13 protein-coding genes are annotated in these 12,704 nt (G+C 68.3%); 4 read left to right on the top strand and 9 right to left on the bottom strand.

The genetic code is table 11. The features are described from left to right. The first annotated feature begins 102 nt into the window (after positions 1-102). A complete protein-coding gene (locus tag NY1_RS13940) occupies positions 103-579 on the top strand; it encodes a hotdog fold domain-containing protein (protein WP_067712179.1) in 477 nt (158 codons plus the stop codon). A gap of 42 nt (positions 580-621) precedes the next feature. Here the strand turns inward: NY1_RS13940 and NY1_RS13945 are convergent, their stop codons facing one another. The 4 genes from NY1_RS13945 to NY1_RS13960 form a co-directional block, all read right to left on the bottom strand. Then, positions 622-1,086 (bottom strand): hypothetical protein, encoded by a 465-nt coding sequence (locus NY1_RS13945; RefSeq protein ID WP_067712182.1) that lies wholly within the window; start codon positions 1,084-1,086, stop codon positions 622-624. 99 nt (positions 1,087-1,185) lie between these two features. Next, the gene (locus NY1_RS13950; RefSeq protein WP_067712185.1) at positions 1,186-3,027 is read right to left on the bottom strand and encodes an alpha/beta hydrolase; all 1,842 of its coding nucleotides are present in this window, start codon (positions 3,025-3,027) and stop codon (positions 1,186-1,188) included. Continuing rightward, complete coding sequence (locus tag NY1_RS13955) at positions 3,024-3,365, bottom strand: hypothetical protein (protein ID WP_067712186.1); 342 nt, start codon at positions 3,363-3,365, stop codon at positions 3,024-3,026. The genes NY1_RS13950 and NY1_RS13955 overlap by 4 nt, the downstream gene beginning before the upstream one ends. A gap of 4 nt (positions 3,366-3,369) precedes the next feature. Continuing rightward, positions 3,370-3,744 carry a hypothetical protein gene (locus tag NY1_RS13960; protein WP_157762220.1) on the bottom strand — a complete coding sequence of 125 codons (375 nt, stop codon included), beginning with the start codon at positions 3,742-3,744 and terminating at the stop codon, positions 3,370-3,372. Positions 3,745-3,847: 103 nt separating this feature from the next. On the opposite strand from NY1_RS13960, the gene NY1_RS13965 reads away from it, so the two are divergent. Beyond that, positions 3,848-5,065 (top strand): lycopene cyclase family protein, encoded by a 1,218-nt coding sequence (locus NY1_RS13965; protein ID WP_067712191.1) that lies wholly within the window; start codon positions 3,848-3,850, stop codon positions 5,063-5,065. On the opposite strand, the gene NY1_RS13970 is transcribed toward NY1_RS13965, so the two are convergent. Next, positions 5,062-6,090 (bottom strand): SDR family oxidoreductase, encoded by a 1,029-nt coding sequence (locus tag NY1_RS13970; RefSeq protein ID WP_084534951.1) that lies wholly within the window; start codon positions 6,088-6,090, stop codon positions 5,062-5,064. The two genes, NY1_RS13965 and NY1_RS13970, sit on opposite strands and share 4 nt — an antisense overlap. A gap of 111 nt (positions 6,091-6,201) precedes the next feature. Here NY1_RS13970 and NY1_RS13975 point away from each other — a divergent pair, with 111 nt between their 5' ends. Then, the gene (locus NY1_RS13975) at positions 6,202-6,900 is read left to right on the top strand and encodes a hypothetical protein (RefSeq protein ID WP_067712195.1); all 699 of its coding nucleotides are present in this window, start codon (positions 6,202-6,204) and stop codon (positions 6,898-6,900) included. A 22-nt stretch (positions 6,901-6,922) separates the two neighbouring features. Here the strand turns inward: NY1_RS13975 and NY1_RS13980 are convergent, their stop codons facing one another. The 3 genes from NY1_RS13980 to NY1_RS13990 are packed head-to-tail and all read right to left on the bottom strand — an operon-like array spanning position 6,923 to position 9,608. Then, positions 6,923-7,789 carry an ABC transporter permease gene (locus NY1_RS13980; RefSeq protein ID WP_067712198.1) on the bottom strand — a complete coding sequence of 289 codons (867 nt, stop codon included), beginning with the start codon at positions 7,787-7,789 and terminating at the stop codon, positions 6,923-6,925. After that, positions 7,786-8,598: an ABC transporter permease gene (locus NY1_RS13985; RefSeq protein ID WP_067712202.1), complete on the bottom strand. Its 813-nt coding sequence runs from the start codon at positions 8,596-8,598 to the stop codon at positions 7,786-7,788. Before NY1_RS13985 ends, NY1_RS13980 begins: the two co-directional genes overlap by 4 nt. After that, positions 8,595-9,608: a daunorubicin/doxorubicin resistance ABC transporter ATP-binding protein DrrA gene (locus NY1_RS13990; RefSeq protein ID WP_067712205.1), complete on the bottom strand. Its 1,014-nt coding sequence runs from the start codon at positions 9,606-9,608 to the stop codon at positions 8,595-8,597. The genes NY1_RS13985 and NY1_RS13990 overlap by 4 nt, the downstream gene beginning before the upstream one ends. Before the next feature lie 307 nt (positions 9,609-9,915). Between NY1_RS13990 and NY1_RS13995 the strand changes: the two genes are divergently transcribed. Continuing rightward, a complete protein-coding gene (locus NY1_RS13995) occupies positions 9,916-11,412 on the top strand; it encodes an aldehyde dehydrogenase family protein (protein WP_084534952.1) in 1,497 nt (498 codons plus the stop codon). A gap of 1 nt (position 11,413) precedes the next feature. Here NY1_RS13995 and NY1_RS14000 read toward each other — a convergent pair whose 3' ends face one another. Further along, a complete protein-coding gene (locus NY1_RS14000; RefSeq protein ID WP_067712208.1) occupies positions 11,414-12,673 on the bottom strand; it encodes a TetR/AcrR family transcriptional regulator in 1,260 nt (419 codons plus the stop codon). Positions 12,674-12,704 lie beyond the last annotated feature (31 nt).

A 12,704-nucleotide genomic window follows, 5' to 3' on the forward strand; every position in this document is an offset into this window, starting at 1 on the left:
CGATTCCGGATCGGTCAGTGAATCGGTCATAGTTCACATTTCACCCGTGATTGGCGCGACCGCAACCTACCCAAGAACTTACTCCGAAGTAAGATACCGGACATGACCAAAGACACCGCCACCTACCGCGGCTGGAAGAAGCTCCCCGACAACCGCATCGGCCACACCCTTTTCTCGCTCGGCATGGTCGCGCGCGTCCCCTACTTCGGCACCGTGCTCCCCAGCGTCGTCCGCCTCGAACCCGGCCTCTGCGAGGTCACCGCCCCCAAATGGTTCGGCATCCACAACCACCTGGGCACCTTCCACGCCATCGCCGCCTGCAACCTGGCCGAGGTCGCCATGGGCATGCTCTCCGAAGCCACCGTCCCCGGCACCCACCGCTGGATCCCCAAGGCCATGAACGTCCAATACCTCGCCAAGGCCAACTCCGGCCTCCGCGCGGTCGCCAAACTCCCCGAACTCCCCGACTTCGACAAGATCACCGAAGGCCAGGACCTCGTCGTCCCCGTCTCCATCTACGACAAGTCCGGCCTCGAAGTGGTCCACGCCGACATCACCACCTGGATCACCCCCAAGTAGCGCCCCCGGCAAGTCCGCTGCCCCCAACGGACTTGCCGCGCCTCAACCCGCCGTGATCCGCGGCGGATCCGGGTCGATCGGTTCCAGCGCCGCCTCCGGGAAGCAGGGCGACATGCCGAGCATGCCCAACGACCCGTCTCCCTTGCCGGCATCGTTTATCCGGAGGCCGTACCCGTCCGGAGTCTTGACCGTGTACGACCACTGATCGGAATCGGTTGGCTGCCAACCCCTTTCGCGCCATACCGCAGCGATCCGATCGAAATATTCCCTGGTGGCGCCGGCCGGAACCCCCGCCACCCAGTAGGTGACCCGGGCGTAGTGCGGCCCCTCGGTCTGCACGTTGCCCTCCCAGCAAGGCGGCGTCACCGGATACGGATCGAAGGTAGCCAGATTCGGGTTGGCCGGAGTCTTGGACAATTCGATCCCCGGTGGCAGCCCGCGCAACGTGTCTGTCATCAGCTCGTGGATGCGCCGCTGCGCACCGAGCGCCGTCAGTGACTCGTCCACATGAATTCCTTTCGATCCGCCCGATCCACAACCGGTGGCAGCGAGTGCGACCACGAGCAGGACGGCAACCCGAAGTCGAAGCATGGTTCCGAAGTCCTTTCACCTCGAGCCGGCGATGATCCGGCCCATGTTCTGCGCGGACACATTGCCGTCGTCCCAGTACTGGCTGTGTGCCGACGTGTTGTACGGATCGACGAACGGGGCGGCCAGCAAGCCGAACGGCTGCGGTATCAGCACCCCGGTGAGAACGGGTGCGACGGGACTCGCGGATCCGGGCGCAGAGGCGAAGACCTGCCCGCCGAACCCGGAGCCTGTCGGATCCGGCCCGAAATCGTCTGTGGTCGGCACGATTCCGGAGACCAGCGGGTACAGGGGAACCGGATCGTTCGCCGCTTTGGTCGAGAAGACATGCTGGTACTCCTGACCGTCCGGCACTCCGGTCAGGCTGAGTTCGCTCACGTGATCCACGGTGACCCCCGGGCTCGCGACGAATACGACCGCATCGGCGTTCAAGGTCCGTCCGTGCGCAGCGGCGTCGCCGACGAGCGTGGTTCCGTAGCTGTGCCCCAGCACGGTATTCCGTGACGCCGCGCCTTCGTGGCTGACACGCAGTCCGTCCTGGAATCGGTCCAGGTCGGTGGCAGCGGCATCCGCGTAGTCGCGATGGCGTGCGTCCGGGATCTCCGGCGGCGCGTCATATCCGAACCACGCGATGCTCACCGGTTTGGCCGCGCCGGCGAGCCTCGCCTCATCGGTCATGGTGCCGATCCGGCCCATGTCGGGGCCCATGGCCGAGGGCCGAGAGCTCGTCCCGGGCACATACGTGGTGACATGGCTGGCGGTATCCGGATTGCCGTCCGCGATGACGGTGTGCACGCGGTCGCCACTCAGACTGTCCAGCTGCAACAGCATCCGGCCCGGATGCTTCGGGTCGTGCGTGATCTCGTAGATCTGCCGGAGATCGTCATAAGACTTGCTCTGCTCGGCTGCGGACGGGCGATGCGCCGCATCCCATTTGGCTTTCCATTCGGTGTAGCCGGGCCGGGTCTCCAGCCAGGATTCGGCTTCCTTACTGGTTCCGGTGTACTTCGCCCAGTCCGGATGCTGCGCCTTCAAATGCTCGACCGAGTTGTGGGCAGCGGCAGCCCTGGTCATCTCGTCCTCGAGCTTCAGCCGGTTGTAGTGGTCGCGATCAACGGCGGGCATGCCGTCGCGGTTGCCGAGGTACTGATCGTGGAGCCAGAGGGCGTCCTTGTCGTCCTCGCCGAGGCCGGTCCAGAAATCGTGGAACGCGCGGGGGTCGTCCGGAAGCTGGGCTTTTCCGTCGAGGATGTCCTGGACCTGGCGGCTGCGTTCGCCGAGCTGGACGGGGAGAGTTTGCGGCAATGCCTGTGCGTCGCCGATGGATTCGAAGGCGGTGTCGATGGCGGTGGCGGTGTCCTCGAGGATCTGGCCGAGGCCGGCGAGGGCCTGTTTGATCGCGGGCTCGTAAATATGCTTGGCCGTATAGTCCAGTGCCGCTTGAGCTTTGGTGATGTCGGCGGCGGTGGCATCGGACGGGAGCGAGAGTTTCGCGTCGGGGGCGGTGACGGTGCCGTCTTCTGCGACCGTGAATTTGTTCTTCTCGGTCAGCTCGATGGCGGCGATGGTGACGCGTTTGGAGGTGGCGATCCGGGACTGTCCGGACGTGGCCGCGGCGATGGCGTTCGTCAGTGCGTCGACGACCTTGTGCCCGGCGCTGGCGGTGTCCGCGGTTCCGCTGCGGGCACGGTCGCCCGCCGCGCCGATCCAGTAGTCGGTGGAGGCGGCGTAGTCGCGTGCCGCCTGGTCCAGGTGCAGCTGGGTGGTGTCGCGGACGGTGGTCCACTCGGTGATCTGCCCGGACAGTGCCTCCGGCTGGATCGCGTAGACCTGCGATTTGGTGACCGGGCCGGCGGTCATGAGTTCGGGAGGTGGGTCGTGGCGTTCACGATGTTCATGCGGACGGCGAAGTCCGTGTGGTGGTAGGCGTCCACGCAGCGGACGGTGTTGTTGCCGATGCGTTCGAGCGCCTGGCCGAGAGATCGCACGGCGTCGCCGGTGTCCTGGGATCGGGCGGTGCAGACCGTGCCGAGGCGGAATCCGGCGAAACCCGCGCTGACGGCCGCCGCCGCGTAGCCGATGGGATTGCCGCCGGGCGCAAGCGTGTTCAGGCTCTGCCCGTGGCCGCGGGCGCTGTTCGCGAGGGACAACGCGTCGTCCTGATCGATGCGCAGGGATTCGGCCAGTCGGCTGCCCATCGGTTCACCGGCTCCGGCCGGGGAGGTCGGCCGGCGCGGAGTCCGGCCGGGGCTGGTCGATAGCCGAGACGGTCGTCGATACCGCCGCTTCGATGCGAGGATCGGCCCGGAATTCGGCCAGCGCCGCCGCTGCCTGCGATCGGGCGGCCGCCAAGGACCGTGCCGCGAGGTCGGTCAACTGCCGGGCGAGTTCGTCACCGCCGAAGGCCAGCGCCGCGTCGGCGATGTGGAATCGCAGTTCGCCGTCCGCGTGCGCGTCGATGGTCAGCAGTCCGTCGGCGGACCGGACGCGGGCGCTGGCTGCTGTGAGCGCCTCGGTCAGGCGTTGTGTGCTCGCCTGTAGCGGATCGGCGTCGTTGCGCATCAAACCCCCAGCCAAGTCGATTGCTCAGAGTTTGCACGATATCAATCGGGTATTACTCGGACCGGTTGGGATGGGATGCGGTCTGGTTCGGGCCGGGTGGGGCTGTTTGAATGCGGGTATGAGTGGCCGGGAGGTCGGCGGGGCTGCCGACGTTTGTGTGGTGGGGCTCGGGCCTACGGGGCGGGCGGTGGCGCATCGGGCGATGCGGGCGGGGTTGCGGGTGGTGGGGGTGGATCCGCGGCCGGAGCGGTTGTGGGGGCCTACCTATTCGTGCTGGGTGGATGAGTTGCCGGGGTGGTTGCCGGGGAGTGCGATCGGGAGCCGGATCGAGCAGCCGACGGTGTGGACGGATGCGGCGCATCGGATTCCGCGGGCTTATTGCGTGTTGTCGAAGCAGGGGTTGTTCGATGCCTTGCCGTTGGACGATGCGACGGTGATCGCGGGGCGGGCCCGGATCGTGCAGCCGCATCGGGTGGAGTTGTCCGACGGGACCGAGGTGCGGGCGGCGACGGTGATCGATACGCGGGGGCAGCACACGCCGGGGAAACGGCGGCTGGCCAGTGCGCACGGGATTTTCGTGGACGAGGACCTGGCCGCTCCGATGGTGGCCGAAGGGGAAGGGCTGCTGCTGGATTGGCGGGACGAGAACGGGGCGGGGAAGGACGAGCCGCCGTCGTTCCTGTATTCGGTGCCGCTGGGCGACGGCACGGTGATCTTCGAGGAGACGAGCCTCGGCCTCCGGGGCGGGATGCCGCAGCACGAGTTGCGGCGGCGGACGCTGAATCGGCTGCGGGCGCACGGGATTCGGCTGCGCGGCGACGAGCCGACCGAGGCGGCGCACTATCCGCTCGATTGGGTCCCGCCGAAAGCCGGTCGGGGGCAGGTGATTCCGTTCGGTTCCCGGGGCGGCATGATGCATCCGATCACGGGGTACTGCGTGGCGGATTCGCTGGCGCTGGCCGATGTGGCGGTGGATGCCGTGCTGCGCGGCGAGGATCCGATCCAGGCGCTGTGGCCCTGGCAGGCACGGCTGGTCTATTGGATGCGGATGCGCGGCGTGTACGGGCTGGGACGGCTGACCACGCCGCAGTCCATCGCCATGTTCGACGCCTTCTTCACCCGGCCGCCGCGACAGCAGCGGGCGCTGCTGTCGGCGCACGACGACTACACCGCGCTCGGGGCCGCGCTGTTCATGACCGTGGCCACCACCTGGCCGTTCCGCTGGCGCTACGACCTGGTGGGCTGGACCAACCGGAACCGCTGGGTGGATTGGGATTTCGGCGATCCCCGTGACCTCGCCGAACGCCTGGCCGACGAGCTACCGGAACATTCCTAGACCCAGTTCTCGATCCAGTACTTCCAGATGACCGGTGCGTAGCCGGCCAGCGGCGGCACCTTGATATCGGTGCCCGCCAGCGCGGCCTCGGCGTGACCGCAATCGAAGGAACAGCTCAGCTCGCTGTGCTCGATGACCTCCATCGGCACCCCGACCTGCCGCAGCGCCCAGCCCATGCCGGGCACCCGCAGGGTCATGTCCAGGGCCTGTTTGGGCATGACCTCGACCAGATGCGGGGCCCCGGCCTCGTCGGCGAAGAGGTTGAACACGTCGGCGACGCTCTGCCGGCGCGGATCGACCAGGTGGTAGGTGGTGTCCTCGCCGTGCGGCTGATGCGCGATGTGATCCAGCGCCCGGGCCACGAAATCGACCGGGACCATATTGGTCTCACCGAGCCGGGGCGCGACAACGGGCAGGATGCGCGGCAATTGCGCGGCCATGCGCAGCAGCCGGAAGAAGTAGTACGGCCCTTCGATCCGATCGATCTCCCCGGTCCGGGAATGCCCGATGACGATGCCCGGCCGGTAGATCCGCCACGGCACCGCCGCCTGCTCGCGCACCGCCTGCTCGGCCTTCAGCATGGCCCGCTGATAGGGCGTGGCCAGTACCTGCCCGACCTCGAACATGTTCTCGGTGAAAAGCCCCTCCCAGGACCCGGCGACCTGCACCGTCGAAACATGGTGCAATTGCCCGGCTTCCACCTCGGCCGCGAAATCCACCACCCGCCGGGTGCCGCCGCCGGGCGCGACCGAGTCGAATCCCCCGGCCAGATGGAACACGTGGTCGATGGAACCGCGCTGCGCCGCAACCCATCCCGGATCGATGCCGAGCCCCGGCGCGGTCAGATCACCCCGCACCGCTTTGATCCGATCGCGCGCGTCCCAGGCGTGCATGCACCGGTTGAACCGCAGCACCGAATCCTCGCCGGGCCGCACCAGCACATGGATGTCCCCGTCGCGTTTCAGCAGTTCGGGAAGCAGGAACCGACCGATGAACCCGGTTGCCCCGGTAACCAGGTAAGCCATGCCGCCACCATAACGTGATGCGCGCCACATCTGCCGCGTGGATCGGTCAGCGCCGACAAACCGGGCGATCCGTACAGCGTCCGAAGGGCAACCCGATGGCATGCTGTCGCAGTGAATCCTCGACTGCTCGCGACGTCCCTGCCGGTGCTCGCCTGTCTGCTGATCACAGGCTGTGGCGACGGCGCTTCCCCGGCTTCCACCGGCACCCCGGCCACTCCGCGCGAACAGCTACTACTCGCCGCCGGCGAATTCCCGGCGGGCACGAAACATCTGGACATCCCGGCCGACAAACTGCGCGACGCCGCCTCGGATGTGGCGAGCCTGCAATCGGATGCGGTCATCACTCCCGAGTCCTGCCGCGGCACCCAGATCGACGCGGCCAAGCTGACCGAACAGGCGCTGAAGGATTCGTCGGTGGCCGCCGCGTCCGCGGACGCGACCGTCTACGTCGAGTTCGTGGCGAGCCGCACCGCGGATCTGAAGCAGCTCGCCGCGAACAACGACAAGTGCAAGCAGCTGACGGGCAGCAATGTCATCGACGGCGACAAGATCGACACCAAGATCGAGCTGGCCGATCTGCCCGCCCCCGGCGACCTGAAGGGCGTCGACACCCTGGTCTACCTGTCGGACAGTTCCTCGACCGCGCCCGGGGTGACCGAGCCCATCACCAGCACCGCGTACATGGGCTGGGCCACCCTGCGCGACACCACGGTCGCGGTGCGGGTGGCGTCGATGTCCGGCCCGGTCGACCGCGAGCGGGCCGAACGGTTCTTCGTCGACGCCGTGCGAAAGATCCAGGACGCCAAGTAGACCCACCCGGTCGAGCCGGGGCTCAGGCCCCGGTCTCGGCCGCCCGCCGGTACCCGCGCACCGCCGGGTACGCGAACACCACGATGATGCCGAGCGTCCACGCCAGCGTCTTGACCAGCGGCGTCAGAATCGGCCCGTCGTAGGCCAGCCCGCGCATGGCGTCGATGGCCGTACTCATGGGCTGGTTCTCGACGGTCTTCTGCAGCCACGTCGGGTACGCGTACACCGGCACGAATCCGGAGTTGAAGAACATCAGCAGGTTGGTGACCAGCCCGACCATCGACACCAGCAGGATGCCCTCGGAGAAGGTGGCCAGCGCCGTGATCATCACCGCGAACGCCATGCCGAACAGCACCGGAATCCCGAACATGGCGATGGAAGCCCAAGGCCCGTACCAGAACCGGAAGCCCAGCACGAGCCCGACGGCCACCACGCACAGCGAGGTGATCAGCACCCGGATGCCCTCGGCCAGCAGCCGCCCGGTGAGCCCGGCGGCACGATGGATCGGCATGGTGTGGAAGCGGCCGAGCAGTCCGGTCGCCTTCTCGGTCTTGAAACCGAGCGCGCTGATCACCGAACCGGACATGGCGGCGACCAGCATGATCATCGGCACGGTGCCGTAGACGCTGGGCACACCGGTGACCGAAGTAATGGAGTCGCCGAGCACGATCCGGAACATGAGCAGGGTGAGGGCCGGGTAGACCAGCGACTGGATGGTGGTCGCGGGATCGCGGGCCCAGCCGAGCAGCAAACGCTTGCACTGGATTCCGGTCTGCTCGATCCACACCGTGAGCGCGCGTTCGGACCGCTGCTCGACCTCGGGCAGCGGCTCGTGCCCCGCCCACGCGTTCGCGGCCGTCTCCTTCGGCTCCGCGTCGATAACCGTCATGACCGCCTCACACTCGCCCACACGGCCACCGGGGTGAACACGACGACGAAGCCGACGATCCACAACAGCGGCACCCAGAACACCGCCCACGTCACCCCGTCCGCCGCCATATCGCGCATGGCATAGGACAACTGGGAGATGGGCTGATTACGCACGAACGGCCGGATCCACGCGGGGAAGCCGGATTCCGGCACGAACCCGCAGGAGAGCATGCCGAAGATGAGCGTCGGCAGGGTGAGCGCCTGGCTCAGCGATTCCGGGCTCTTGGTGATCGACCCCAGAGCATCCGCGCCGATGGACAGCGCGGTACCGACGACCAGCGCGAACCCGCAGAACAGGATGGCCTGTCCCCAGCCGGCGTGAAAGCGGAATCCGATCAGGTGCCCCCAGCCGAGGGCGGCGATGAGCGAGACGACCGAGCGCACCAGGCCGGCGCTGAGCCGGGACAGCAACGGCACCAGCTTCCCGATGGGCATGGTCTGCATGCGGGTGTTGAGCCCGGTCATCGCTTCGAACGCCGACAGCTGCGCGTTCGACATCATGGTGAAGGACATGGTCTGCAGCACGATGATGGGCATGACGAACTGCGCGTAGTTCACGCCCTTGAACGCCATGACGTACTTCAGCGGCAGATAGAACCCGAGCGTGAACACCAGCGGGGTGATGACCGCGACGATGAGCTCGCCCTTGGTCGCCATCACCCAGACGATGCGCCCGGTCAGGGCCCGCCACTGCGCGAAGCTCGACGGCTTGGCGGCGGGCAGGCCGGCGAAGAGATCGGTGCCGCCGGCGACGGCGGGGGCGCTCACGCTTCGCCTTCCTTGCTGCCGGAATGCCCGGTGAGGGAAAGGAATACGTCGTCGAGCGAGGGCCGCCGCAGCCCGATGTCGGCGAGCTTGACCCCGGCGCTGTCGAGCCGGCGCAGCGCCTCGGACAGGGTGACCGCGCCGTCGGGAGCCGGGATGGAGAGCCGGTCACCGGTGCCGATCTCGGCGCGCACCGCGGCGGGGACGAGATCGCCGAGCGCGTCGGCGGCCGTGCGCACCTGGCTGGGATCGAGCGGCACCACCTCGCAGTAGCTGCCGCCGGTCTTCTCCTTGAGGGCGTCCGCGGTGCCTTCGGCGATGACGGTGCCCTTGTCGATGACGATGATGTTGTCGCTGAGCACGTCGGCCTCTTCGAGGTACTGCGTGGTCAGCAGGACGGTGATGCCCTGGGTCTTGAGCGCGTTGACCAGGTCCCACACGCCCTGGCGGCTGCGCGGATCGAGGCCGGTGGTGGGTTCGTCGAGGAACACCACCTCGGGGCGCACCACCAGACCGCAGGCGATGTCGACGCGGCGGCGCATGCCGCCGGAGTAGCCGCGCACCGGGCGGCGGCCCGCGCTGGTGAGGTCGAATTCCTCGAGCAGGGTGTCGGCGCGCTGGCGGGCGGCCTTGCGGGGCAGGCCCATCAGGCGGCCGAACAGTTCCAGGTTCTCGCGGCCCGAGAGGTTTTCGTCGAGGGCCGCGTACTGCCCGGTCATCATGATGGAGCGGCGCACGGCGGGGGCGTCGGTGCGGACATCGTGCCCGGCGACGCGGGCGATGCCGGAGTCGGCGCGCAGCAGCGTGGAGAGGATCTTGACCGTGGTGGTCTTGCCCGCGCCATTGGGGCCGAGGATGCCGAGCACCTGGCCGCGGGCGGCGGTGAAGCTGACCCCTTGCAGGGCGTGCACGTCTCCGAACGACTTGCGGATGTCTTCGACGTACACCGCCGGATCGCCCTTCGAAGTCAGCGTTTCCGCTGGTTGCGTATCCGGTTGTTCCAAGGTCGGCATCAACTCTCCACTATCGGCTGTGCGGGCGATCTCAACGCCCCGGTCGGTGGATCCCCACATCCCCGCCGGGATGATCCACTCCACCGTCGGTGATGTTACCGGCGTGGCAGTTCCGGGGCGCCCCTTCTCTGAATAGGCCGCATTTCAGATGTGTGCTTCGTCACAAACCGATAGGTAGGTGAATAGCCGCAGATCCAGGGCCAGACCGGGCGGTATGCCAGATTTTCGCTACCTTGTCGCATCTGTGACCCGGACCCTACTCTGGCGGGACGGGGAGACATTCGGATTGGCCCTGGAGAGGTGACCCATGGCCGAGTCAGCACAGCGACGAACGGCGGCGCACACCGGCGCGCACCGGCCCAAGGTTTTGACGTCCTACGACCCGCGCACCGGCGAAACCGTCGGCGATTACGCGGTGATGGGAGCGGGCGAACTGACCCGCACCGTGCGCTCCGCGCGCACCGCCCAACAATGGTGGGCCACAATCGGTTTCGATGCCCGCAAACGCTGGCTGCTGGACTGGAAGCGCAGCATCGCGCGCGGCACCCGGGAACTGGTGGAGCTGATCAGCAGCGAGACCGGCAAACCGCGTATGGACGCCGCCATCGAGGTGACTCTGGCTGTGGAGCAGCTGGATTGGGCGGCCCGGCGCGCCGAGCGCGTCCTGCAGCGGTCGCCGCGCACGCCGCGGTTCGCCCGGAATCCGCAGGGGGCCATCGGATATCTGCCGCTGGGCGTGGTCGGCGTGCTCGGCCCCTGGCACAATCCCGTTCTCACCCCGATGAATTCGATCGCCGGCGCCATGGCCGCCGGGAACGCGGTGGTGTTCAAACCGAGCGAGCTGACTCCCGGCGTCGGCGTCTGGCTGGCCGACGCCTGGACCCGGCTGTCGCCGAATCAGCCTGTGCTGCAGGTGGTCACCGGCGACAGCTCGACCGCGGCGGCGCTCTGCAAGACCCGGGTGGACCGGATCTCCTACAGCGGCTCGGCCGCCGGGGCCCGCGAGGTGACGGCGCTGTGCGCGCAGGCCGGCACCCCGGTGACCCTGGAACAGAGCGTGCGCGGGGCCATGGTGGTGCAGGTGGACGCGCGGCTCGACACCGCCGCCGCGGCGGCCGTCTACGGTGCGATGGCCCATGCCGGGCAGCAGCCGGCCGGGGTGCATCGCGTCTATGTCGCCGATTCGGTCTACGAACCGTTCCTGGCGCTGGTCGCCGAGCAGGCCCGCCGCCTGCGCCCGGGCGCGGACCGGCGCGCCACCTACGGTCCGATGACCCTGGACACCAGCATCGACGTGGTCCGCCGCCAGGTCCGCGATGCGCTGAGCCGGGGCGGGCGGGCCGTGGTCGGCAGCCTGGAATCGATTCGCGAGCCGTATATCGAGCCGATCGTGCTGACCGATGTGCCCGATGTGAGCACCGCGGTGACCGGCGAACCGACCGGCCCGGTGCTGATCGTGAGCCGGGTGGCGGATATGGACGAGGCCGCCGAGCGCGTCAATGCCGTCGAACGAACCGGCGAGAAGCCCGCTCCGGTAGCGGTTTTCACCCGCGATGTACGCAGCGTGCCCGAGTTCGCCCAGCAGTTGCGCACCGAACTGGTGACCGTCAATGCCACGCCCGTGTACGGCGTGTCCGGGCCCGGCCGCATCCGCGATCCGCGCATGCTGCGGGAATTCGCTCGCGCCCAGGCCATTTCGGACGGGCGCTATCGCGATCCGGTGTTCAGCAGTTTCGACAACAACCCCCGCCGGCTCCGGATGGCGCGGGCGCTGTTCCGGATGCGGCACCGAGTCTGGCGATGAGTTAGTCCCCCGCGCGCTCGGCGTGCGCGCCGAGCAGCACCGCGTTCATCAGCGCCGCCACCCGGGCCAGGTTCTCCCGGCGGCCGTCGAAGCGGATGCGGCGGCCGACATCGATGACCTGTGCGATGGCGGCGTGCACCCGGAACCGCGCCTCCACCTGGTCGCCGTCCAGCAGGTTCGCCCATTCCAGGACGTTCTGCCGCTGGATGGAGCGCAGCCGATGCTGTTCGGAGGCGGGCAGATTCGAGAATTCGGAGAAGTACACCGGCAGGATCTCGGGCATGGCGAAGGTCATGCGCGCGAACCGGGCGGCAATGTGCACGGCCGCGTCGGACCGGCTGGTGGATTCCGCGAGCGCCTCGGCATTGGCGATGGCCACCCGCTCCCCCGTGCGATGGAACGCCGCCGCCAGCAGATCGGCCTTGCTGCTGAAGTACCGGTACACGCTGGAGGCGTTGATGCCCGCCGCCGCGCCGATCTCCTCGATGCTGGCCTCGTGGTAGCCCTGCCGCCCGAAGATCCGGATCGCCTCGGTGAGCAGCTGTTCGCGTTTCGAAATGACCGGCAGCCCACGCAGATCGGGTTCGCCGGTGGCCGGCGGCGGGGCGGGCGGCAGCTCGGTGCGCAGCAGATCCCAGCAGATCTCGTCGATCAGATTCAGCAGCCGGGTGGTGGACAGCGCGGTCCGGTGCGCGGTGATGGAGCCGATGGCGCTGAGCACCGCGGCCGCGCGCAACATGACATCGGCCGGATCCGCGTCCGGGTACAGCGCGGCGATGGCCGCGGCGACGGTCTCGTGCAGTTCGGCGTAGATCACCCGGATGCGGGCCCGGTCCTCGCGTTCCAGGTATCGCCGCTCCCACCGGTACAGCCCGCCCTCGCGGCGCACGTCCACCGTGTACTCGGCGATGCCGCGGATCAGCGTGGTGAGTCGCGGTTCCGGTTCCAGGTTCGGATCGTCGGCGCTGCGGGCGGCGTCCAGCAGCTGCTGTGCGCCCCCTTCGGCGGCGGCCACCAGCAGCGCGTACTTATTGCGGAAGTGCCGGTACAGCGCGGGCCCGGAAATGCCGACCTCGGCGGCGATCTCGTCCACGCCGACCGGGTGATATCCCCGCTCGGCGAAGGCTCGAGCGGCTACCCTGACGATTTGCGCCTTGCGGTTCTTGGGCCGCCGGCGCGGGCCGGGTTCGCTGTCCGATCGCCCCGCCGGGCTGTTGGATCGCACCGAAGCGAGTGCGGCCTCGCTGCGATCGACGACCATGCGGTTTCTCCTTCTCCGAGCGGCACCGGCT

It is taken from the genome of Nocardia yamanashiensis NBRC 100130, assembly GCF_001613325.1.
In the GTDB taxonomy this organism is placed as follows: domain Bacteria; phylum Actinomycetota; class Actinomycetes; order Mycobacteriales; family Mycobacteriaceae; genus Nocardia; species Nocardia yamanashiensis.

Excerpts from the sequence above, each read along its gene's own strand:
- NY1_RS13940 (WP_067712179.1), top strand. The coding sequence starts at position 103 with ATGACCAAAGACACCGCCACCTACCGCGGCTGGAAGAAGCTCCCCGAC.
- NY1_RS13950 (WP_067712185.1), bottom strand. The coding sequence starts at position 3,027 with ATGACCGCCGGCCCGGTCACCAAATCGCAGGTCTACGCGATCCAGCCG.
- NY1_RS13955 (WP_067712186.1), bottom strand. The coding sequence starts at position 3,365 with ATGGGCAGCCGACTGGCCGAATCCCTGCGCATCGATCAGGACGACGCG.
- NY1_RS13965 (WP_067712191.1), top strand. The coding sequence starts at position 3,848 with ATGAGTGGCCGGGAGGTCGGCGGGGCTGCCGACGTTTGTGTGGTGGGG.
- NY1_RS13970 (WP_084534951.1), bottom strand. The coding sequence starts at position 6,090 with ATGGCTTACCTGGTTACCGGGGCAACCGGGTTCATCGGTCGGTTCCTG.
- NY1_RS13980 (WP_067712198.1), bottom strand. The coding sequence starts at position 7,789 with ATGACGGTTATCGACGCGGAGCCGAAGGAGACGGCCGCGAACGCGTGG.
- NY1_RS13990 (WP_067712205.1), bottom strand. The coding sequence starts at position 9,608 with ATGCCGACCTTGGAACAACCGGATACGCAACCAGCGGAAACGCTGACT.
- NY1_RS13995 (WP_084534952.1), top strand. The coding sequence starts at position 9,916 with ATGGCCGAGTCAGCACAGCGACGAACGGCGGCGCACACCGGCGCGCAC.
- NY1_RS14000 (WP_067712208.1), bottom strand. The coding sequence starts at position 12,673 with ATGGTCGTCGATCGCAGCGAGGCCGCACTCGCTTCGGTGCGATCCAAC.